Raw genomic sequence first — 20,089 nt, 5'->3', positions numbered from 1 at the left:
TACCCTAGCCACCAGAATAAAAACCGCTGCCATTGGCAGCGGTTTTTTTGTGGCCGGTATATATATGAAAGCGCTCTTTAACCGATCCTGGGAAGATCGCTCGGGGGCTTATTCCTTGTCCCGGCCGTCTTCGAGAGTGGCCAGGATGCCGCGCAGTATGGAAAGCTCCTTGCGGCTCGGCTGTGCCCGGGCGAAGAGCGCGCGCAAGTGATCCTCGGTTTTTGCGTGAGGCTGGGTCAGGAAGCCGGAACTATGCAGGGCACGATGCAGGTGCTCGTAAAAATGGCTCATCTGCGCCTGGGTTGGCTGGGGACTGCCGATGGCAGGGCGCTGGAAGTGAAAGCCGCTGTCCGGTCGCTGGCGCCAGGCGCGAAACAGCTCGTAACTGATCACCTGCACTGCTTGGGAGAGATTGAGTACCCCGTAGTCAGGGTTGGCAGGGATGCTGACCTGATGGGTGCAGTGACGTATTTCGTCATTGGTCAGGCCGAAGCGCTCACGACCGAAGACGACGGCCACCGCGCTTTCCTGCGCTGCATCGACGAGCTGCCGGGCCATGACGTCTGGTTCGTCAAAATGGGGAAGCGGGAGACTGCGTAGCCTGGCGCTGGCACCGACGACCCGGGTACAGTCCGCCACCGCTTCTGGCAGCGATTCGACAATGCGAACATTCTCGAGAATGTCGGTGGCGCCCGCTGCCAGTCGCGTGGCTTCCTCGTCAGGGAAGCTGCGCGGATTGACCAGCGTCAGGCGATGTAATCCCATGGTTTTCATGGCGCGTGCCGTGGCGCCAATGTTGCCGGGGTGATAGGTCTGTACCAGGACGATATGAATGTTGTCGAGCATAGAGGTGGCATCATTGCAGAAATAAATGGCAGAAGCCTAGCGTTACCGGAAGCAGAACACCACATGAGGATATAGCTTCTGCGCATGAAAAAGCCCCACCGAAGTGGGGCTTTTGCAGTGATTCACTGCATTACAGACAGAGTGAGTGGCTTACATCATGCCGCCCATGCCACCCATGCCGCCCATGTCGGGCGCACCACCGGCCGGCTTCTCTTCCGGATCCTCGGCGATCATCGCCTCGGTGGTGATCATCAGGCCAGCTACGGAAGCGGCAGACTGCAGGGCGCTACGGGTCACCTTGGCCGGATCCAGCACACCCATTTCGAACAGGTCGCCATATTCACCGGTCTGGGCGTTGTAGCCGAAGTTGCCTTCACCGTCCTTCACGCGATTGATGATGACCGAAGCCTCTTCGCCAGCGTTGGTGACGATCTGACGCAGCGGAGACTCCATGGCACGCAGGGCGATAGCGATACCGTGGGTCTGGTCTTCGTTGTCGCCCTTGAGATCCTTGATCTTGTTCAGAACACGGACCAGAGCAGTACCACCGCCAGGCACGACGCCTTCTTCAACGGCGGCGCGAGTGGAGTGCAGGGCGTCTTCGACACGCGCCTTCTTCTCCTTCATCTCGACTTCGGTCGCGGCACCCACGCGGATGACGGCAACACCGCCTGCCAGTTTGGCAACGCGCTCCTGAAGCTTCTCGCGATCGTAGTCGGAGGAGGTGTCCTCGATCTGAGCGCGAATCTGGCTGACGCGCGCTTCGATGTCGCCTTCGGCGCCGGCACCGTCGATGATGGTGGTATTTTCCTTGGACATGGTGACGCGCTTGGCGTTACCCAGATGGTCCAGGTTGGCCTGCTCGAGGGTCAGACCGACTTCCTCGGAGATGACCGTACCACCCGTCAGGATAGCGATGTCCTGCAGCATGGCCTTGCGGCGGTCACCGAAGCCGGGTGCCTTGGCAGCCGCAACCTTGACGATACCGCGCATGGTGTTGACGACCAGAGTCGCCAGCGCTTCGCCTTCGATGTCCTCGGAGATGATCACCAGCGGCTTGCCCGCCTTGGCAACGGCTTCCAGTACCGGCAGCAGTTCGCGGATGTTGGAGATCTTCTTGTCGACCAGCAGCAGGTACGGATCTTCCAGTTCCACCGCCATGGTGTCCTGGTTGGTCACGAAGTACGGAGACAGATAGCCGCGATCGAACTGCATGCCTTCGACGACTTCCAGCTCGTCTTCGAAACCACGGCCTTCGTCGACGGTGATAACCCCTTCCTTGCCGACTTTTTCCATCGCTTCGGCAATGATCTCACCGATGCGAGAATCGCCGTTGGCGGAAATGGTGCCGACCTGGGCGATGGCCTTGGAGTCGGTGCAGGGGACGGACAGCTGACGAATCTCCTCGACAGCCGCCACGACGGCTTTGTCGATGCCGCGCTTGAGGTCCATCGGGTTCATGCCAGCGGTTACGCCCTTCAGACCTTCGTTGACGATGGACTGAGCCAGCACGGTTGCTGTCGTGGTGCCGTCACCAGCGACATCAGATGTCTTGGAAGCCACTTCCTTGACCATCTGGGCACCCATGTTCTCGAACCGGTCCTTGAGTTCGATCTCCTTGGCGACGGAAACGCCGTCCTTGGTTACGGTCGGCGAGCCGAAGGATTTCTCCAGCACCACGTTGCGGCCTTTCGGGCCCAAGGTTGCCTTGACGGCATCGGCTAGAACGTTGACACCGCGAGCCATGCGCTTGCGAGCGTCATCAGAAAACTTGACCTGTTTCGCTGCCATTTTTCGATCTTCCTAAATCAGTGTGCTTGAAACGTAACGCAAATCACCGTGCGAAAGGCGGGGCTCAGCCTTCCACTACGGCAAGAATGTCCGATTCGCTCATGATCAGAACTTCTTCACCGTCGATTTTCTGCTTCTCGACGCCAAAACCTTCCTTGAAGATCACGGTATCGCCGACCTTGACGTCCAGCGGGCGAACTTCACCGTTCTCGAGGATCCGGCCGTTACCTACCGCAAGGATTTCACCCCGGGTCGGTTTTTCCTGGGCATTGCCCGGAAGCACGATGCCGCCAGCGGTTTTCTGTTCTTCTTCCACGCGACGGACGACGACGCGATCGTGCAAGGGACGGATGTTCATTGCTCACGTTCTCCTGATGTTTGCATGTGTCGATGCATATCCCTGTTGAGCATGGCTCAGGGCGAAGGCGAAGCCTTCTGGGTTACATGGCCTTGCGGCCGAAACTGTGTCTGTAACTGCTGCTGTGCCCTTGATTGGGTCGGGTAGGCCACTTTCAAGGGGTGGACCATGAATTTTTTCAATGCCTCGGCTCGTCCTTGGCAATGAAATCGCCCTCCAGGGGCGTCTTGTCCGGATCCTGTTCAGTCTCGTGGCGCGGCGTGGCCTGGGGAGTCTCGTCCTCGCGCTGCGGCCACTCCTGACGTACCCCGCCTGTCCGGGTATAGGAGGACTGCTGGAAAAAGCGGAACCGGGCATTGCCGCGTGTGACTCCTTGTCTCAGCCACTGTCGCGAGCGAGGAAACAGGCAGAGCAGGCCCAGAGCATCGGAGAGAAATCCGGGCGCCATGAGCAGGGCGCCGCCAAAAATCAATGCTGCTCCGGTCAAAAGCTCGTCGGAGGGAATTTCCCCTTGGGCGAAACGTAGCTGGGCTCGCTGGAGTGTTGAAACTCCTTCACGCCGTATCAGATGCAGGCCGATGCCACCGGTCAGCAATACCAGCAGCAGTGTCGGCAGCAGGCCAATGTGTCCACCGATCATGAATAGAACGACGAAATCCAATAGAGCAAAGAGCGTGATGAGAAACAATAAAGGCATAACGCTTCCTGAAAGCCGGTATGTCTGCTAGATGGTGGCATTCCTCACGATTGCAAGATATGGCCGGTAATTGCCTTGGCGGGGCGGCTTACGGGTCGATGTATAGTAAGAAGGTGAGAGGCCAAGTGACAACGGGGAGAGGAAAGAGGGGGAAAGTAACGAGAGTGAGAGTAACGAGAGTGAGAGTAACGAGAGTGAGAGTAACGAGGAGAGTGGCCAGGTCAGCGTCATGGGACTGGCAGGGAGGAGGAGGGTAGGCTTGAGTGAGCATGTCAGCTCCTGACGGAGACCGGCTTCGTCAGGAGCCTTCAGGCTGTAAAACGTGCCCGGCGCACAGATCAGAAACTGACGTGATCCTTGAGCTGTTCAACCGTTGCCGGACCGATGCCGTCCACACGCGTTAGATCTTCAGCGCTCTGGTAGGGGCCATTGGACTCACGGTCGGCGACGATGGCCTGAGCCTTGACTTCTCCGATGCCAGGCAGCTGGGCCAGTGTCTCTATATCGGCATTGTTAAGGTTTACGCTGGGCGTATCGTCGGCGTACGCCGTGGCTGCTGTACCCAGCAAGAGGGCGAACAGAAAAGCGTTCAGTATGTTTTTCATGTTGATTCCCTGCTCATGATTCAGATGATAAAGGCGGCATCCGGAGGCCAACCCCACCGTAGCGAGCAATTTCGTCGGCGGCATCCGCCTATGACGACTGTTTATGTAAGATATATGCGACAATTTTAAATTAGTTTTTATTTGTTATTGTGGCGCCAGATACGTGCCTCGGAAGCTTGCGTACGCTTCCGGTATAATGCCCCCTTTGCCTGCGTTGCTGGAGAGGTCATGTCGTCGCCTGAATCCCCCCTAATCATTGCTCTCGATTATTCGAGCCTGACAGCCGCACTCGAGATGTCCGACAGGCTCGATCCGGCCCGTTGCCGGGTCAAGGTGGGCAAGGAGCTGTTTACCCGAGTGGGTCCTCGGGTCGTGGACGATCTGCATGCGCGCGGCTTCGAGGTGTTTCTCGATCTCAAGTTTCATGACATTCCCAACACGGTTGCCGGCGCCGTCGAGGCTGCTGCGGATCGGGGCATATGGATGGTCAACGTGCATGCGAGCGGGGGACGACGGATGATGGAGGCGGCTCGTGAACGTCTGACGCAGCGCGGCCTGAAGACCCATCTGATAGCCGTCACGGTACTGACCAGCCTTGAGCGTGATGATCTTAGGGACGTTGGCCTGGATGTCGAGCCGCTTGCTCAGGTTGAACGTCTTGCCTGTCTGGCTCAGGAGAGCGGCATGTCCGGCGTGGTGTGTTCCGCGCAGGAGTCGCAACGGTTGCAGACGCTATGCGGCAAGGCATTTCTCAAGGTGACGCCGGGAATCCGGCCGGCTTACTTCCAGGCCGGCGATCAGCGAAGGGTCATGTCGCCTGCGCAGGCCATGTCGGCGGGGAGCACGCATCTGGTCATAGGGCGCCCTGTCACGCAGGCTTCGGACCCCATGGCGGTCCTGTCGGCGATCGAGCAGGAGCTGAGAGAAGGGCGTTGATCGAGACGCTGGAATGCCCTTTGTCGAGACTATTCGCCTTCAAGGCCGGTAACCGGCTTGCTGGTCCCCCAGTTTCGACAGCTTGGGCACTGCCAATGGAGTTGCGCCACGCCGAATCCACAGCGATGACAGCGATAGCGAGGCCGAGTCTCGAGTAGTTTGTGAGTATGTTGTTTGAGCAGCAGAATTCGCTTGCGTTCTTCGGCACTGACTTCGGTGAGATAAAGATCCATCAGATAGTCGAGACCACGCAGGCTAGGGTGACGCTGAAGCTGGTTGCTGACAAAAAGCGTGGCGACTTCGGGGCCTTCGCGCTGATATAGCGTCTCGGCCAGCATGATTACGACACTGGTAAAAGGGGCCTCCTGAACCTGCTGCTGTAGAAAGGTCTTCAGGCCGCCTTCATCGTCCAGCATGAGATAGGCGTTGCGGATCGGGTCGAGAATGATCGGCAGAAAATCCCGGTCCTGAGTCGTGACGCGTCGCAGCGTTCGGATGACGGCTTTATAGTGGCCATTTTCCTGCTCCATTTCGGCAAGCAGGCAGGTGGCCCTGACGCAGCGAGCATCGATGTTCAATGCCTGCTGCAGGTGTCTGCGAGCGAGAGCGGGGCTGGCGCCTTGCCGGTCCTGCTGAGCGATTTCGCATAGCCAGTGAGCCGCCGCGCGCCGGATATTGGGATCCTGCCTAACGAGTTGAGGTTGCGCGACCTTGAGGGCGGCCTGCCATTCGCGCTCCCGTTCGAGCAGATCGATGAGCAGGCGCTTGGCCGACAGTGACAACTCGTTATCGCCGGTCTCCTTGATCATTGCATGAAGCAGACGTTCGGCGCGATCGAGCAGGCCGAGATTGAGAAAATCCCGAGACAGCTCAAGCTGAACGAGACCGCTCTGATGCGCTGTCAGGGTCGGGCGCGCCAGCAGATTCTGATGGATCTTGACGGCGCGGTCCGCTTCTCCGCGTGAACGAAACAAGTTGCCAAGCGCTATGTGGGTCTCAATGGTGTCGCTGTTGACTTCCAGTGCCTGAACGAACGTCTCGATGGCACGATCCGGCTGCTCGTTGAGCAGATGGTTGAGACCCACGAAGTAATCCCGGGAGAGGGCATGATCTTCCCGGGGCTTGTGCTGACGTGAATGTTCGCGACGGCCTAACCACCAGCCGATGGCGATCGCTGCCACCAGCAGGGCCAGCAGCAGAGGGTCGAGCATTTACGGGGCTTCCTTGTACTCCTGAATGCGCAGACGGTCGAGTTCCTTGCGCTGCTGCTGATTATGGCGCTGGGCACGGGTCAGCAGCGCACGCAGGCGCAGGTAGAGGCCGCTCATGGCCAGCATACCCAACAGAACGCCGCAGGCCAGGGCGATGAGCAGCCACAGCGAGAGCGATGCCGACGGCAGTTCGACCCATATGAGGTTCAGTGGTAGAGATTGCTGGTTGTTGACGGCAAACAGGATACCGAACAACAAAACGACAATGAGAATAATGGCTAGCACGACACCTTTGAGCCAACGCATGGCAGATTCCTTTCCTACTTTGATATCAAGAATATAGCGCGCACTTGCGTACGCTGCGAAACTTGTGAGGCGATATCCGTCCGGCGTTCCGGTAGCACTGGCAAAAGAACTCTGGCCAGACGGTTGCCCGTGTGGCTTGATATTACCACCCTGAGAGCGAATCGGCCCTATAAGCGAGCATGCGATCTATATCGTTGCGTCAGCGTCGGCGAGCCATGAAGTCAACGTCACGATGATGGCTTGTCAGTAGCCCAGGGCCCGACTGGCGTTGACCTGCTCACGAAGCTCCTTGCCCGGTTTGAAATGCGGTACGTATTTCCCGTCCAGTTCTACCGGATCGCCCGTCTTGGGATTGCGTCCGACACGGGGCTCGCGAAAATGCAGGGAAAAGCTACCGAAGCCACGAATCTCAACGCGCCCGCCATCCGCCAAGGCATCCGTAATGTCGTCGAGTATGATGCGAACCGCCGCTTCGACTTCCTTGATCGACAGTTCGGGTTGTCTCATCGCAATTTGTTCGATCAGTTCGGACTTGGTCATCTATTTTCTCCATGCGAGGCTTGCGCGCGTCACATATGACTGAGCGCCGTTCCCGTGCGTTGTTGTTTTCATCAGCATACTGCTCAAGTTTAGATAAAACAACGCATTAGCAGGGCGGTCAAGTGCCTGGCATTGTGGCGCATCGGCTTGGCGTGTCGCTGCCGCAGCTGCTCGGGTATACTTGCCGTCCATTCATCATGCAGTACTGCGAGGCGTTCGTGACCGAAAACGTCAACATCAATCGGCTCTACTGGCATTCGCGGCGGGGGATGTGGGAGCTGGATCTACTACTGGTTCCCTTCCTGGAACATCGCTATCGCGAGCTTTCGAGCCAGGATCAAGCGCTTTATCGCACGTTGATCGACAATGAAGATCAGGATCTGTTCGTATGGCTGATGCGCCGTGAGTGGCCCGAAGACGATGGTCTCAGGCGCATCGTGAAAATGATCGTCGAATATGCCGAAACCACTTCCAACGATCAGTATCGTACCCTCTAGGATCGAGGCGGGCCTCCAAGGAACGGCGATCGTCGGCATCATGGGCCTGATGGCCTGGCTGGGGCCCTGGTGGTTATGGTTGCTGGCCGGTGTGGCGGCTATGATCCCGATCAGGGGCATATGGCGTACGCCGCCGTGGCGGCTGCGTCAGGTTTGCAGTGGGACGGGGTGTCATTGGGAGCAGGAAACGGATGGAAAGTGGCGCCCGGTATCGCTGAAGGTGGTTCGCCTCGGTCCGGCCCTGATCGGTCTGGTTATCGAGGGACGATACTGCTGGCTCTGGCCCGACAGTAGTTCGCCGCAGGCGTTGCGCAGATTGCGTCAGACTCTGGTCTGGCCTCCGTCAGGGGCCGGCGATGAAGTGTCCCTGCTCTGATGGGAACGAGGCTTTGCCGTCTCTTCGGGGGCAGTCGACATTATAGTGCAGTCCACACGAATGGCGTCGCGCGAGCGCAGCGTCGACGACCAGGCAGGCCAGCCTGGCCGTATGCCGGGTCTGGACGAGCGCAGGAGAAGGGCGGTGCTCGTTCCAGAGTACGTCTAGCCGTTCGCGCTGTGCCTGCAGAATCCGCCGGGCCTCCTGCAATCCGGCATCATCCCGCACGATTCCCGCACGGGCGGCCATCGTTTGACGTATCGTCTTCAGCATGGCTCGCATCTCCGGCTCGCTAGGGCCGTGCCGAACTCCCAGCGCCGGCATGAGCACTTTGGCCTCCGGACGAAAGTGCGTGCTGGCCAGCCTCGCGGCTGCGGATCTACCAAACACTACACACTCCAGCAATGAATTGCTGGCCAGTCGATTGGCGCCATGCAGCCCGGTGCTGGCCACTTCGCCGATAGCGGACAACTGGGGAATATTAGTGCTGGCATCCAGGGCGGTGACAACTCCGCCGCAGCTATAGTGCGCCGCCGGTACCACCGGTATGGGGTGGCGTGTCATGTCCAGGCCACGAGTCAGGCAGTGAGCGTGAATGGTGGGGAAGTGGGCCGTGATCTTGGCCGCTGGCAGGTGAGTGACGTCCAGCAGGACGTGATCAAAACCGTACTGCTTCATCTGCGCATCGATGGCGCGCGCCACGATATCCCGGGGAGCCAGTTCCGCACGTGGGTCATAGTCGGGCATGAAACGATATCCCAACGGGGTCCTCAACAGTCCGCCTTCACCGCGTACGGCTTCACTGATCAAGAAGGGTCGCCCCTGCGGATCGTGCAGGCAGGTGGGATGAAACTGTTGAAATTCCAGATTGGCGAGTTTGGCACCGATTTCGGCTGCCATGGACATGCCGATGCCCAAACCTGGCGAAGGACTGGTCGCGTGGGGGTAAAGCCCGCTGGCTCCGCCGGTCGCGATGACGGTTTCGCTGGCCACATGCTGCGTCACCTGGCCATTCATCCCGAGGCATAATGCCCCACGGCAGTGGCCTGCTTCATCCTTGAGCAATGCGAAGGCGTTCTGGCCTTCGATGAGGCGAATGCGGGGGTGACGGTGGGCGTGCCATGACAGTACATCTATCACGGCCTTGCCGGTGGCATCGGCGGCATGAATGACACGCCGCCGTCCATGGCCACCTTCCTGAGTGAGATGGAACGGGAAGGTGGCAGCCGCGGCTTCATCGGGAGAGAAGGGAACGCCCAGGGAGATCAGCCACTGTATGGCTGCCGGGCCCTGCTCCACGGTAAAGCGTACGGCTGCCTCATCGCACAAACCGTCACCGGCGGTGAGCGTATCCTGCACGTGGGAATCCAGACTGTCTTCCGCGGAAAGCACCGCTGCGATCCCGCCTTGGGCCCAAGGGCTGGCTCCGCTCGGGGCCATCGAGGATTCTAGCAGGGTGATGGGGCGCCGGTCCGCCAGCATCAGAGCGAATGTCAGGCCTGCGATACCGCCGCCAATGAGCAGGACATCATGTTCGTGTCTATTGATCATTACCGGTCCTTGACTGGCGTGGTGCTTCGGAAAGCGTCACTCGCCTGTCGTCACTAATGAGCGTGTGATGACTGGCGCGTCGGCGTAGCCGGGCGCTAGGAAGGTGTCTCAGAGTGCCGAGATTATCGACCATTTCATGGGTCAGGCGTGCCAACTCGCGGTTCAGCCAGAGGTAACCTGCTGGACTGTACAGAGCACGGCCCTTATCGGAATAGACGTTACGGGCCTTGTCGGCATGGCGCTGCAGATCGAAGGCAACCACTGTCACGTCGATCGGCTGTCCGGTGCGGATCTGGAAAGCCAGTGTGCCCAATGCTCGAGCGAGGCGGTGCTGTTCCTCGCGCAACCCTTCGAGGCCCATGATGAGATCATGCCCGGCACGCGTGGTCCAGTGGGTTTCCAGTAGGAGTTCAATCGTGGACAACATGCGGCGCTCGAGAGAGAGGATCTCTTCGAGTTCATCTCGATGCAGGCGCCTTTCGCTATGTATGGCATCGACGATACTGCGTTGTTTGACCAGTTGGGCCGTCATGACTTTAAGCAGTTGACGAGTATCGAGGTCTTCACGTGTCTTGGCATTGGTATGAACGTGATAAAGACGCGCGAGTTTGTCGAGATTGTCCGCCAGTAAAAAGCGCATCACGTCGGTGGCTTTCTGTGGCAATACCAATACCGTGACCAGCATGCCGATCGAAGTGCCAATGAGTACATCAAAGGCGCGCCATAACGCTATGCTCAGATCATGCTCCCCATCGCCGACGACCATGAGTAGCGTAATGCCGAAAATCAAGGCACTGTACGAGTACCGTGTGGCAAATGTAGCGTGCGTGGCAAACGCTATGCCGATCAAGGTCCATATAGGGACCATTCCTGGGGCAGGTGCAGGAATCAGAATAAGTAACAAACCCCATATGGCTCCCAATACCGTGCCCAGCAGGCGCTGCCCGCCCTTATCAAGCACGCCGCCAATATGCGGCAGATTGCCCATTACCATCAAAGTGCTGATCAGGGCCCAGCTTCCATGAGGAATATCAAAAACGTGTATGACGCCATAGGTAATGGCCAAGGCCAATGAAGAACGCACGACATGCATGCGGTGGCGATGGTGATAAATATAGTAGGGGTCGCGGAAGCGAAGCTTGATCACGGGAGACCGATGTTGTATGCGATGGAAGTCGTAAGACGTGGCTGGGTGCAGAAAAGAAACAAATCAAGAGGAAGTTGAATGAACCTCCAAATGGAGCGACCAGTGTCAGCGTATCCTGCAGCAGTAAGTCAATGAATGATGCCACTGCGCTATATGCTTGGCAAGGTCGGCCAAGACAACTGGTGGCAGGGCATCGCTATATTGAAAAGCCATGTCAAAAAGGCCTTTTTTGCGGCTTTGCCGAGAGGCGCCAGGCAATAGACTGTATCCGCTATATCCCTACTTGCCCAGCTGCCTCGCGGCGCTGGGCTTTTTCTTTCTTGAATGGAAGATTGCGCGAGATAGGGGAATCACGAGGCCAAGGTGCTTTCCTGAACTCCTTTTTTATGAACGAGTAATGGTTGCAGCATGGCCAGCACGGCAAGGTAGTCAGGAAGATTGTCTCTGACCAGTATAAAGTAGCATGCGTCATTGTCCGTATTGACGTCGACAATATAGCGAATGCCTTCAAGTCTATTTTTGATTGTATGGCTGGCAGACGAATGCTCGGTAGTACCATACACCGTATAGGCTTGGTCAAGGGTGTCGATGATTCTGTAACCTGCTTTCTTCAATGCTTCTTCTTCATTTAAACAATCGATATCGAATTCAATTAATTCATCGAGTTCGTTATGACGCTGAACCAGTTCACCATCAATGTAAAGATAAATGGCCCTGCCTGAAATATCGCTTCTCATCATTGTGTGCCTTTATTGTCCAATCTTGGTGTTGAATTTATTGGAAAATGATATTGCAGGGAGATGAGGCAACGCCAATTCCGTTAGCCTGTTACTGACTGGTTGACGTTTTAATTGCAAGGTAACACGTTGATTGTTATTGGTTTTTCAGTATTTTGGTACTGAGAAGAGAGGTCTGGTAATTTGGTACTAAGCTTTTGGAGAAGCTCAAGGGCACACGGTAAGGTATTGATTTCCTGTATAAGCCCTCTCTTGAGGGGCATATGTCTGTAGCACTGCCGTGGCCTGACCGGGAAAGGAATAAGAAGACTGCGAAAGTGAAGCAGGAAGGTGTGAATCAGCAATCAAGTAGCGATGCAGCGTCGGTTGGCTTGAAGTTGGCATACAAGAGTCATGAAAGCGAGCCCATCATGTCGGCAGGTCCAGCATGTGACCCAAGGCTTTAGCCGCCTGCTCCTGTCGAGGAACCTTGAGAGGCTCATAGTCCTTGACACGGCATATCGGGCAGGGGGGGCGTTTGGGCGGAGGAGTCTCAATGTACACCTCGGTACCACAAACACGACATCGGTGAAGGCCCTTCTTTTGAGCTGACATTTATATCTTTCCCCAAGATATTACCAGTAAGGATAAACAGCTAACAGCGTAGTAGTTATTCCTAACCAGTTGGCAGCTAAATGTTTAAAGGAAGGTAGATATTTGTGAGTGAATGTACGTGCGCATCACGATGAAAGCTGCAAGGGAAAGGGGAGGAATCCATAATGGTAGATGTCGCAAGGAAGCGATCTTGAACAGCGAGGCGTTGCATCTGAAGCGAAAGGGATAGAAAGAGGCTATGGTGCCCGGAGCCGGGGTCGAACCGGCACGGAGTCAACCTCCGAGGGATTTTAAGTCCCTTGCGTCTACCAATTTCGCCATCCGGGCGGGAGAGGGCTGCGGGGACAACTCTTAACGAACAAATGGAGGCTGGAGTCGGAATCGAACCGGCGTACACGGAGTTGCAGTCCGCTGCATAACCACTCTGCCATCCAGCCTTTTGGAGCGGGAAACGAGATTCGAACTCGCGACCCCAACCTTGGCAAGGTTGTGCTCTACCACTGAGCTATTCCCGCTCAACACGAGGACGTAGTATACGGATAAGTCCGTGTATGTCAAACGTTTTATGGTCTGGCCATGCTCTACATTGATCGGGAAAGTTCTGGCCAGGCTGCGCGCAGGTACTGTCCCATGGACCAGAGAGTGAGCACGGCGGCCACATACAGCATGACCACGCCGACATAGGCGATTGGCGTTCCCGGAGCGAATCCCAGGAGTAACAGTAAGGAGATCATCTGCAGCGTGGTCTTGAGCTTGCCTATCCAGGACACGGCTACTCGGCCTCGTTTGCCAAGCTCGGCCATCCATTCGCGTAGTGCCGAGATCACGATTTCACGCCCGATGATCACCAGTGCCGGTAAGGTCAGCCAGATGGCCTCATAACGTTCCACGAGCAGGGCGAGAGCCACGACGACCATGAGCTTGTCGGCGACAGGATCGAGGAAAGCGCCAAAAGGGGTGCTCTGATTCAACCGTCTGGCGAGGTAGCCATCCAGCCAATCGGTGAGGGCGGCGAGACCGAACAGCCCGGCCGCTGTCAACAGGCTCCACGCATAAGGCAAATAGAAAACGACCACCAGCAACGGGATGAACGCGATTCGAGCCAAAGTAAGAATATTGGGGATGTTCATCGGAGCGTCGCGAGTCCTTGCCGGTATAAGAAGAGTCTATTCTATATGCTATATGACCATGTGCCACTCATCCATGCAGGGCCTGATGAATAGTGATGGCCATACGTTCGCTGATCCCCGGCACCCGTGCCAGTTCGTCCCGGGTAGCCTGACGTACCCCCTGCAATCCGCCGAAGAACCGCAGCAGCTCACGACGACGCTTGGGGCCGATACCCGGAATATCCTGCAGCGTCGAGGTGCGCCGCTGTTTGTCGCGGCGCTGGCGATGCCCTGTAATGGCAAACCGGTGGGCTTCGTCACGGATATGCTGGATCAAGTGAAGCGCAGGCGAGCCGCTATCGAGATTCAAGGTCCGATCCACCGTCTCGACGAACAAGGTCTCCAGGCCGGGTTTGCGGGTTGTGCCCTTGGCGACGCCAAGCAGGCATATATCGCTGATATCCAGTTCGGAAAAGACATCACGGGCCATGTTCAACTGGCCCTTGCCGCCATCGACGAGAAGGATGTCGGGGCGCTTGCCCTGGCCCTGCTGAAGTCGCTTGAAACGTCTTGTCAGTGCCTGGCGCATGGCGGCATAGTCATCGCCCGCCGCCACTCCCTCGATATTGAAACGACGATAATCGGATTTCACGGGGCCATCCTGATCGAATACCACGCATGACGCCACCGTGGCCTCTCCATGGCTATGGCTGATATCGAAACACTCGAGCCGCTTCGGCGCCTCTTTCAATGCCAGTGCTTCCCGTAACGCTTCGAAGCGGCGTGACAGTTGGGTTCGATTGGCAAGCTGCGTCGCCAGATGCTGCTCGGCATTGGTGTGTGCCAGTCGTTGCCATTGTGCGCGATACCCACGCACCTGGTGTGTCAGACGGATGCGCTTGCCGGCATGTTCCGCGAGAGCGGCCTGCAGGACATCGCTGTCCGTCAGAGCGTGTGTGGTGATGATTTCACCGGGCGGCTCGCGATCCTGCCCCAGGTAATACTGGCTGACGAACTCGGCGAGGAGCTCCTCGGCAGGTAAGTCGAGACCGTTGTCGGGGCAGTGATTGCGTGCCCCGAGCATCTGACCCTGTCGCACCGTCAGGACGCTGACGCACAAGGCGCCGGGGCGCTCCGCGAGGGCAAAGATGTCGGCATCGTTGGCTTGGGTATCGACGAACTGACGCTCCTGCAAGCGGCGCAACTGCTGAATCTGGTCACGCAGGCGTGCCGCCTCCTCGAATTCGAGCGCTCGGCTCGCCGCTTCCATCGTTTGGGTCAGTTGTTCGGTGACCTGTTCGCTGCGCCCTTCCAGGCACATGATGGCGTGCTCGACATCACGGCGATAATCGTCTTGAAGGATGTAATCGACACATGGCGCGCTGCAGCGCTGAATCTGATATTGCAGGCAGGGACGGGTGCGGTGCGCGAAAACGCTGTCTTCGCAGTTACGAATGCGGAAGACCTTCTGCATCAGCGACAGACTTTCGCGAACGGCGTGGGAACTGGGGTAGGGGCCCAGATAACGGCCATCATCACGTTTGTGCCTGACACGCTTGAACTCGAGAGCAGGATAGGGATGGCGATCCGAGACGAACACGAAGGGATAGGACTTATCATCGCGCAGCAGAATGTTATAGGGTGGCCGTAGCTGCTTGATCAGAGTCTGCTCGAGCAGGAGCGCTTCCGTTTCGCTGCGCGTGATCGTGACCTGAATGTCATGGATCCGGGCGACAAGGGCCTGCGTCTTGACGTTGAGTGACCCGCGAAAGTAACTGGCCAGCCGCGCCTTGAGCCGTTTGGCCTTGCCGACGTAAAGAACATTGTGTTCCTCGTCTAGCATGCGGTAGACGCCTGACGATTCGGACACGCTTTTCAGAAAGTGCCGGGCATCGAAGACCGTGTCATTTGTCGCTTGTTCGCTCATCATTTTGACATTGTACCAAAGTCGCCTGGGGCGAAATACTCTGATCGGTTACCTGGAGGATGCTGGCCGATCAGATATCCACCAGTCCATGCCGTAATCCGAGATGGGTCAGCTCCACGTCTGAAGTGACGTTCAGCTTGTCGAAAATGCGATAACGATAAGTATTGACGGTTTTGGTACTGACAAACAGACGGTCCGCAATGTTTCTGGTCTTATGGCAGTTGATCACCATTAATGCGACTTGCCGTTCGCGTGGCGTCAGCTGGTCGAAGGGATTCTCCTGGAAGCCGAGCTTTGACAGCGCCAGTTGCTGAGCGAGATCCAGGCTGATGTAACGCTGGCCGGCGGAGACGGTACGAATGGCTCGAATTGTTTCATTGACTTCCGTTTTCTGATTGATGAGACCGGTGGCGCCAGCTTTCAGCAAGCGCCGGACAAGAGCGGTCTCCACCGCGTCCAACAGCATCAGGGGGCGTACGCGGGGCGCGTAGAGCAGCATCCGGCGTAGAATATCGACGCCGTCCATGTTCGGTGCGCGAAGCTCCATCAACACGACATCCGGACGAAGCTCGCAAGCCATTAGGGGAATATCTTCACTGCGGCTGGCTTCTCCCGTGACTTCGATATCTTCCTGCGAATCGAGCGCCCGTGCCAAGCTGGTGCGCAGCAGGCAATGGCTGTCTGCCACTAGAATCGTGATCACGGTGGCTCCCTTTAGATTAACTTCTGCTTATAAAGTTGTTGCGAATTGTATGTGGAAAATATGTCGAATGCATTTACCGAGGCCAGAAAAGCTTTGCAGAGACTACGCAGCATGGCGCAATCAAGGCTGCGGTATCGAATGCCCATGTTCGGCAAACAAGGTTGACATTCGCTCGGAGCATCCTTAAGATGCGCATCGTCTTCAAGGCAAGGCAGTGCTTGCCACGCAATACTTGAAGCGAATGGGGCCTTAGCTCAGCTGGGAGAGCGCAACGCTGGCAGCGTTGAGGTCATCGGTTCGATCCCGATAGGCTCCACCAAAAGGATTCGAGAAAAAGCCGCCTTGAGCAATCGCTCAGGCGGCTTTTTCATGTTGTGTATTTTCATGTGATGTGTAGCTGCGCGGACTTTCAGGGAGTGTCGTCTGGACAAGGCAGTGCCCGGCGAATGCTGTCTGCCGTTCTTCTTCTGTTTCTGAAACTTCCTTTCACTTGAACGTCCCGCAGTTCTGGAATGGCCCGATGGACTCGCTCCCTATCGTGCGAGACGGCAGCCACTCGCGAGATGAACGAAGCGGGGGCTAGCGTTTGAACATGACGGGCTGACAGATATCGAGGCGTAAGGACAGTCTGTCGCCCGGCATGAACGGATGGCGACTGTCGATAATGACTTCGAACTGGCGGGAGGAGGGGAGGCGAATCCGATAGCGTATCGTGGCGCCGTTGAAGCAGCATGTCTCTATCGTACCCTGCAAGGAGCCGAGACTGTCCCATACGATATTCTCGGGTCGCAGCAGCACTTCGACTTCAGTTCCTGGTGTGAAGCCCTGCGCACGGGTGGTTGCAATGGTACCGAGTTCAGTGGCGACACCGCCTTGAGCATCCATGATGCCCGGCAGAAAGTCCCCCTGGCCAATGAAGCGGGCCACGAAGCGCGTCATCGGGCTCTGGTAGAGCTGCAATGGGGTGTCCCATTGCTCGAGGCAGCCCTTGTTCAATACACCGATCCAGTCACTTGTCGCGAACGCCTCGTGCTGGTCATGTGTGACCATGAGCGTCGCGATCCCGAGCTGCTTCAGCAGATGACGAACCTCCTGGCTGAGCTGGCGGCGAAGCTCGGCATCCAGGCTGGAGAAGGGCTCATCGAGCAACAGCAGACGTGGCCGGGGGGCAAGTGCCCGAGCCAGAGCGACACGCTGCTGCTGGCCGCCCGAAAGCTGATGCGGAAAACGCCGGGCAAGCCGGCTCAATCCCGTCAATTCGAGAAGTTCATCGGTACGTGATTGCCGCTGCCGGCGTGGAAGGTGGGGCAGGCCGAATGCCACGTTATCGGCAACGGTCAGATGGGGAAAGAGCGCATGATGCTGAAACACCATCCCCACATGGCGCCTTTCAGGCGCCATGTGAGTGTCGGGTGACGACAGGAGTCGATCGGCGAGATGGATCGAGCCGCGCGTGGCCTTCTCGAAGCCGGCCACCGCGCGCAGGAGCGTGGTCTTACCGCTTCCGGAAGGCCCCAACAGGCAACCGATACTGTCTTGGGCCAGGCTGAAGGTCGCTTCCCTGACCGCGACGTTCGTGCCGTAGTGGCAAGTCAGATTCTCGATGTGCAGTGACATCTTGGCTGTGTCCGGCGCTTCCGAGAGCGTTCGGTTTATTCGGTGCGACCGAGCAGCAGGAACTCGAGCAGCGCCTTCTGCGCATGGAGACGGTTGCCTGCTTCCTGCCAGACGAAGGCTCGAGAATCGTCGAGCAGCGTCTCGCTGATCTCTTCTCCTCGATGGGCCGGCAGGCAGTGCAGGAAGATCACCTCGTCGGAGGCAGCATCCAGCATGGCTTCGGTGACCTGGAAACCCCGGAAGGCATTCGCTCGTTCAGCCTGTTCCTCTTCCTGCCCCATCGATGCCCAGACATCGGTCGTCACGAGGTCGGCACCTCGTGCGGCCGCCTGCGGGTCGCGCAGCAGCGTTACCCGATCGCCGGCCGCCTCCATGATGGTCGGGTCGGGATCGTAACCCTCCGGACAGCAGACGCGCAGGTTGAAGTCGAACTGGCGTGCGGCGTTGATCCAGGAGTGACACATGTTATTGCCGTCGCCGATCCAGACGGCGGTCTTGCCCCGGACCGGGCCGCGACGCTCTGTCCAGGTCATGATATCGGCCAGCAGTTGGCAGGGATGATAGTCGTCCGTCAGGGCATTGATCACCGGTACGCTGCTGGCATGGGCAAACTCTTCGAGACCGGCATGGGAGAAGGTGCGGATCATGACCGCATCCACCATTTCGGAAAGCACTCGAGCAGTGTCGCCGATCGGTTCGCCGCGGCCTAGCTGGGTGTCGCGAGAGGACAGGAATAGGGCATGTCCTCCGAACTGGGCCATGGCGGTTTCGAACGAGACGCGGGTACGAGTCGAGGATTTTTCGAAGATCATCGCCAGGGTGCGGTTGGCGAAGGGCGTATAGGTAGGCCCATGGGTCTTCAGGCGATTCTTGATCGTGATCGCGCGCTGAATGAGATAAGACAGCTCATCAGGAGTCAGGTCGAGCAGGGTCAGAAAGTGACGTGTAGCCATGGCAACGATCCTTGAAAGTGAAACTGAACGACATGGCGCTCAATCTGGCGGTACTGTTGTAATGTCGAATTCGGGCCTTGCGCAGATAAGAATGCCGCTACCGTGAGGCTGAGGCACATATCATGTACATGAACGAAAAAGGCGCCGGAAGCGCGCCTGCACCGATCCAAGCATCGGCACAAACGCACCTGCGGCGCCCGGACCCACTTTTAGTACCGCTTGACGCGGGCCGTGCGAAAACGATCATCCTAGCTAGGCTGCGCCTTGCATGCAATGCATGAGAGCGGGAGGATGTATTCAAGGCCATGCATCGGTAAAATGGGTCTACGCTGACATAAACGCGAAGCCACGCGGGGATGCCCTTCATCCCCCCGTCGAGGAGTCTCCATGAGCAACACTATCGAAACCATCAAGCAGCAGATCAGCGAAAACCCGATCCTGATCTACATGAAAGGTACACCGCAGCTGCCGCAGTGCGGGTTCTCCGCACAAACGGTCCAGGCCCTGATGGCCTGCGGTGAGCGCTTCGCCTTTGTGAACGTGCTCGACAATCCGGATATCCGTGCCGAGCTGCCCAAGTATGGCAACTGGCCCACTTTCCCCCAGCTGTGGGTCAATGGCGAGCTGGTCGGCGGATGCGATATCGTGGTCGAGATGTATCAGAATGGCGAACTCGAACCCATGATCAAGAGCGTCTCTCAGGAGACCGCCGAGAAAGGCAATGCCTGAAGCCTGATAATTGCGCTTTCCCCAAGGCCCGCAAGTTCCGCTTGCGGGCCTTTTGCTGCGATTGGTAATGCCAGTTTACTGACCGGTAAATGTGCGATTTTGCGTTGAAAACCCTTGCCGTCGCTACCACGCTGTGGAGTAGAACCGGATGATGAGTTCTCTGGTTCTATTACTTGCGCATGACCAGGGAGGATAAACATGCAGATTCCACTTGAGATCAACTACAACGGTGTTTCTCGTTCCGACTGGATCGACGACTACATCAAGACCCGTGTAGACAAGCTCGAGCACTTCAGTGACGACATCATCGGCTGTCGTGTGGTCATCGAGCAGACCCAGAACAACAACCGCACCGGCAACCCCTATCGTACGCTCGTCGAGGTGACGATCCCTGCCAAGGGCGAACTGGTGGCCGAGAAGACGGAGCGGGTCACGGATCCTCAGGTGCAATTGCGCCCCATCATTCGTCATGCCTTCGAAGCGATGGAGAAACAGCTTAAGAAGCAAGTTTCAAAGCGCAACGGCGACGTCAAGCACCACAACGATGTCACCAACCCTCCCGTGGCTATCGTGGCCAGGATGTTCCCCGAGGACGATTACGGTTTTCTCAAGGGGCTCGATGGCGAGGACATCTACTTCCATCGCAACTCGGTGTTACACAACGACTTCGATCGCCTGACGGCGGGCACGCAGGTCCGTTACGAACCCGAAGAGGGCGAAAAGGGACCGCAGGCCAGTACGGTACAGATTCTCGATAAGCCGGGCGTGGGCGGCTCGGAGGAAGACGATGTCGATATGCCGTCTGGCTGGGAGTCCCGCTAAGACGAGCGCCCGTTGCGCGCTTAAGTCCGTTCGACAC

21 protein-coding genes and 4 tRNA genes are annotated in these 20,089 nt (G+C 57.5%); 6 read left to right on the top strand and 19 right to left on the bottom strand.

Going from position 1 to position 20,089, the window contains the following annotated elements:
• Positions 1-108: 108 nt before the first annotated feature.
• From ACYQ12_RS11900 to ACYQ12_RS11880, 5 genes are all read right to left on the bottom strand, one after another.
• Positions 109-846 (bottom strand): RNA methyltransferase, encoded by a 738-nt coding sequence (locus tag ACYQ12_RS11900; RefSeq protein ID WP_459871890.1) that lies wholly within the window; start codon positions 844-846, stop codon positions 109-111.
• 150 nt (positions 847-996) lie between these two features.
• Entirely contained in the window at positions 997-2,637 is a 1,641-nt protein-coding gene (groL, locus tag ACYQ12_RS11895; protein ID WP_459871888.1) for a chaperonin GroEL, read from the bottom strand.
• A gap of 64 nt (positions 2,638-2,701) precedes the next feature.
• Positions 2,702-2,995: a co-chaperone GroES gene (locus tag ACYQ12_RS11890; RefSeq protein ID WP_459871885.1), complete on the bottom strand. Its 294-nt coding sequence runs from the start codon at positions 2,993-2,995 to the stop codon at positions 2,702-2,704.
• Positions 2,996-3,173: 178 nt separating this feature from the next.
• Positions 3,174-3,692, bottom strand: coding sequence for an FxsA family protein (locus tag ACYQ12_RS11885; RefSeq protein ID WP_459871882.1), 519 nt, complete (start codon positions 3,690-3,692; stop codon positions 3,174-3,176).
• A 338-nt stretch (positions 3,693-4,030) separates the two neighbouring features.
• On the bottom strand, positions 4,031-4,297 hold the full coding sequence (locus ACYQ12_RS11880; RefSeq protein ID WP_459871880.1) for a ComEA family DNA-binding protein: 267 nt from the start codon (positions 4,295-4,297) through the stop codon (positions 4,031-4,033).
• A 228-nt stretch (positions 4,298-4,525) separates the two neighbouring features.
• Between ACYQ12_RS11880 and pyrF the strand changes: the two genes are divergently transcribed.
• Positions 4,526-5,233 carry an orotidine-5'-phosphate decarboxylase gene (gene pyrF, locus ACYQ12_RS11875; RefSeq protein ID WP_459871878.1) on the top strand — a complete coding sequence of 236 codons (708 nt, stop codon included), beginning with the start codon at positions 4,526-4,528 and terminating at the stop codon, positions 5,231-5,233.
• A gap of 29 nt (positions 5,234-5,262) precedes the next feature.
• Here the strand turns inward: pyrF and lapB are convergent, their stop codons facing one another.
• The 3 genes from lapB to ACYQ12_RS11860 form a co-directional block, all read right to left on the bottom strand.
• Positions 5,263-6,444 carry a lipopolysaccharide assembly protein LapB gene (gene lapB, locus ACYQ12_RS11870; protein ID WP_459871876.1) on the bottom strand — a complete coding sequence of 394 codons (1,182 nt, stop codon included), beginning with the start codon at positions 6,442-6,444 and terminating at the stop codon, positions 5,263-5,265.
• On the bottom strand, positions 6,445-6,750 hold the full coding sequence (locus ACYQ12_RS11865) for a LapA family protein (RefSeq protein ID WP_459871873.1): 306 nt from the start codon (positions 6,748-6,750) through the stop codon (positions 6,445-6,447).
• Between the two features lie 243 nt (positions 6,751-6,993).
• Positions 6,994-7,290 (bottom strand): integration host factor subunit beta, encoded by a 297-nt coding sequence (locus ACYQ12_RS11860; protein ID WP_459871870.1) that lies wholly within the window; start codon positions 7,288-7,290, stop codon positions 6,994-6,996.
• Positions 7,291-7,487: 197 nt separating this feature from the next.
• Here ACYQ12_RS11860 and ACYQ12_RS11855 point away from each other — a divergent pair, with 197 nt between their 5' ends.
• Positions 7,488-7,787, top strand: a complete 300-nt coding sequence (locus ACYQ12_RS11855) for an FAD assembly factor SdhE (protein WP_459874510.1) — start codon at positions 7,488-7,490, stop codon at positions 7,785-7,787.
• Positions 7,747-8,163 carry a hypothetical protein gene (locus ACYQ12_RS11850; RefSeq protein ID WP_459871867.1) on the top strand — a complete coding sequence of 139 codons (417 nt, stop codon included), beginning with the start codon at positions 7,747-7,749 and terminating at the stop codon, positions 8,161-8,163. Before ACYQ12_RS11855 ends, ACYQ12_RS11850 begins: the two co-directional genes overlap by 41 nt.
• Here the strand turns inward: ACYQ12_RS11850 and nadB are convergent.
• The 9 genes from nadB to ACYQ12_RS11805 all read right to left on the bottom strand — a co-directional run bounded on the left by nadB (position 8,131) and on the right by ACYQ12_RS11805 (position 15,931).
• Entirely contained in the window at positions 8,131-9,714 is a 1,584-nt protein-coding gene (nadB, locus tag ACYQ12_RS11845; protein ID WP_459871864.1) for an L-aspartate oxidase, read from the bottom strand. The genes ACYQ12_RS11850 and nadB overlap by 33 nt on opposite strands.
• Positions 9,704-10,861, bottom strand: coding sequence for an FUSC family protein (locus ACYQ12_RS11840; RefSeq protein WP_459871861.1), 1,158 nt, complete (start codon positions 10,859-10,861; stop codon positions 9,704-9,706). The genes nadB and ACYQ12_RS11840 overlap by 11 nt, the downstream gene beginning before the upstream one ends.
• A 350-nt stretch (positions 10,862-11,211) precedes the next feature.
• Positions 11,212-11,598: a hypothetical protein gene (locus ACYQ12_RS11835; protein ID WP_459871859.1), complete on the bottom strand. Its 387-nt coding sequence runs from the start codon at positions 11,596-11,598 to the stop codon at positions 11,212-11,214.
• Positions 11,599-12,431: 833 nt separating this feature from the next.
• Positions 12,432-12,519: transfer RNA gene (locus tag ACYQ12_RS11830), tRNA-Leu, on the bottom strand.
• Positions 12,520-12,555: 36 nt separating this feature from the next.
• A tRNA-Cys gene (locus tag ACYQ12_RS11825) sits at positions 12,556-12,629 on the bottom strand.
• Positions 12,630-12,632: 3 nt separating this feature from the next.
• Positions 12,633-12,707, bottom strand: a tRNA-Gly gene (locus tag ACYQ12_RS11820).
• A gap of 66 nt (positions 12,708-12,773) precedes the next feature.
• Positions 12,774-13,322, bottom strand: a complete 549-nt coding sequence (gene pgsA, locus ACYQ12_RS11815) for a CDP-diacylglycerol--glycerol-3-phosphate 3-phosphatidyltransferase (protein WP_459871856.1) — start codon at positions 13,320-13,322, stop codon at positions 12,774-12,776.
• Positions 13,323-13,389: 67 nt separating this feature from the next.
• Complete coding sequence (gene uvrC, locus ACYQ12_RS11810) at positions 13,390-15,228, bottom strand: excinuclease ABC subunit UvrC (protein ID WP_459874509.1); 1,839 nt, start codon at positions 15,226-15,228, stop codon at positions 13,390-13,392.
• A gap of 70 nt (positions 15,229-15,298) precedes the next feature.
• Entirely contained in the window at positions 15,299-15,931 is a 633-nt protein-coding gene (locus ACYQ12_RS11805; protein ID WP_459871853.1) for a LuxR C-terminal-related transcriptional regulator, read from the bottom strand.
• Between the two features lie 243 nt (positions 15,932-16,174).
• On the opposite strand from ACYQ12_RS11805, the gene ACYQ12_RS11800 reads away from it, so the two are divergent.
• Positions 16,175-16,250 (top strand) — tRNA-Ala (locus tag ACYQ12_RS11800).
• A gap of 260 nt (positions 16,251-16,510) precedes the next feature.
• Here ACYQ12_RS11800 and ACYQ12_RS11795 read toward each other — a convergent pair.
• The gene (locus tag ACYQ12_RS11795; protein ID WP_459871850.1) at positions 16,511-17,548 is read right to left on the bottom strand and encodes an ABC transporter ATP-binding protein; all 1,038 of its coding nucleotides are present in this window, start codon (positions 17,546-17,548) and stop codon (positions 16,511-16,513) included.
• A 35-nt stretch (positions 17,549-17,583) separates the two neighbouring features.
• Positions 17,584-18,501 carry an ornithine carbamoyltransferase gene (gene argF, locus ACYQ12_RS11790; RefSeq protein WP_459871848.1) on the bottom strand — a complete coding sequence of 306 codons (918 nt, stop codon included), beginning with the start codon at positions 18,499-18,501 and terminating at the stop codon, positions 17,584-17,586.
• A 387-nt stretch (positions 18,502-18,888) separates the two neighbouring features.
• Between argF and grxD the strand changes: the two genes are divergently transcribed.
• On the top strand, positions 18,889-19,230 hold the full coding sequence (grxD, locus tag ACYQ12_RS11785; protein ID WP_459871845.1) for a Grx4 family monothiol glutaredoxin: 342 nt from the start codon (positions 18,889-18,891) through the stop codon (positions 19,228-19,230).
• 198 nt (positions 19,231-19,428) lie between these two features.
• On the top strand, positions 19,429-20,052 hold the full coding sequence (locus ACYQ12_RS11780; RefSeq protein ID WP_459871842.1) for an HPF/RaiA family ribosome-associated protein: 624 nt from the start codon (positions 19,429-19,431) through the stop codon (positions 20,050-20,052).
• Positions 20,053-20,089: the final 37 nt, after the last annotated feature.

It is taken from the genome of Halomonas shantousis (assembly GCF_054654615.1).
This window is presented reverse-complemented; position numbering and strand designations above follow the sequence as displayed.

Excerpts from the sequence above, each read along its gene's own strand:
- ACYQ12_RS11855 (WP_459874510.1), top strand. The coding sequence starts at position 7,488 with ATGCAGTACTGCGAGGCGTTCGTGACCGAAAACGTCAACATCAATCGG.
- ACYQ12_RS11795 (WP_459871850.1), bottom strand. The coding sequence starts at position 17,548 with ATGTCACTGCACATCGAGAATCTGACTTGCCACTACGGCACGAACGTC.
- pyrF (WP_459871878.1), top strand. The coding sequence starts at position 4,526 with ATGTCGTCGCCTGAATCCCCCCTAATCATTGCTCTCGATTATTCGAGC.
- ACYQ12_RS11900 (WP_459871890.1), bottom strand. The coding sequence starts at position 846 with ATGCTCGACAACATTCATATCGTCCTGGTACAGACCTATCACCCCGGC.
- ACYQ12_RS11835 (WP_459871859.1), bottom strand. The coding sequence starts at position 11,598 with ATGAGAAGCGATATTTCAGGCAGGGCCATTTATCTTTACATTGATGGT.
- lapB (WP_459871876.1), bottom strand. The coding sequence starts at position 6,444 with ATGCTCGACCCTCTGCTGCTGGCCCTGCTGGTGGCAGCGATCGCCATC.
- groL (WP_459871888.1), bottom strand. The coding sequence starts at position 2,637 with ATGGCAGCGAAACAGGTCAAGTTTTCTGATGACGCTCGCAAGCGCATG.
- pgsA (WP_459871856.1), bottom strand. The coding sequence starts at position 13,322 with ATGAACATCCCCAATATTCTTACTTTGGCTCGAATCGCGTTCATCCCG.
- argF (WP_459871848.1), bottom strand. The coding sequence starts at position 18,501 with ATGGCTACACGTCACTTTCTGACCCTGCTCGACCTGACTCCTGATGAG.
- uvrC (WP_459874509.1), bottom strand. The coding sequence starts at position 15,228 with ATGAGCGAACAAGCGACAAATGACACGGTCTTCGATGCCCGGCACTTT.
- nadB (WP_459871864.1), bottom strand. The coding sequence starts at position 9,714 with ATGATCAATAGACACGAACATGATGTCCTGCTCATTGGCGGCGGTATC.
- ACYQ12_RS11860 (WP_459871870.1), bottom strand. The coding sequence starts at position 7,290 with ATGACCAAGTCCGAACTGATCGAACAAATTGCGATGAGACAACCCGAA.
- ACYQ12_RS11885 (WP_459871882.1), bottom strand. The coding sequence starts at position 3,692 with ATGCCTTTATTGTTTCTCATCACGCTCTTTGCTCTATTGGATTTCGTC.
- ACYQ12_RS11850 (WP_459871867.1), top strand. The coding sequence starts at position 7,747 with ATGCCGAAACCACTTCCAACGATCAGTATCGTACCCTCTAGGATCGAG.
- ACYQ12_RS11780 (WP_459871842.1), top strand. The coding sequence starts at position 19,429 with ATGCAGATTCCACTTGAGATCAACTACAACGGTGTTTCTCGTTCCGAC.
- grxD (WP_459871845.1), top strand. The coding sequence starts at position 18,889 with ATGAGCAACACTATCGAAACCATCAAGCAGCAGATCAGCGAAAACCCG.
- ACYQ12_RS11890 (WP_459871885.1), bottom strand. The coding sequence starts at position 2,995 with ATGAACATCCGTCCCTTGCACGATCGCGTCGTCGTCCGTCGCGTGGAA.
- ACYQ12_RS11880 (WP_459871880.1), bottom strand. The coding sequence starts at position 4,297 with ATGAAAAACATACTGAACGCTTTTCTGTTCGCCCTCTTGCTGGGTACA.
- ACYQ12_RS11865 (WP_459871873.1), bottom strand. The coding sequence starts at position 6,750 with ATGCGTTGGCTCAAAGGTGTCGTGCTAGCCATTATTCTCATTGTCGTT.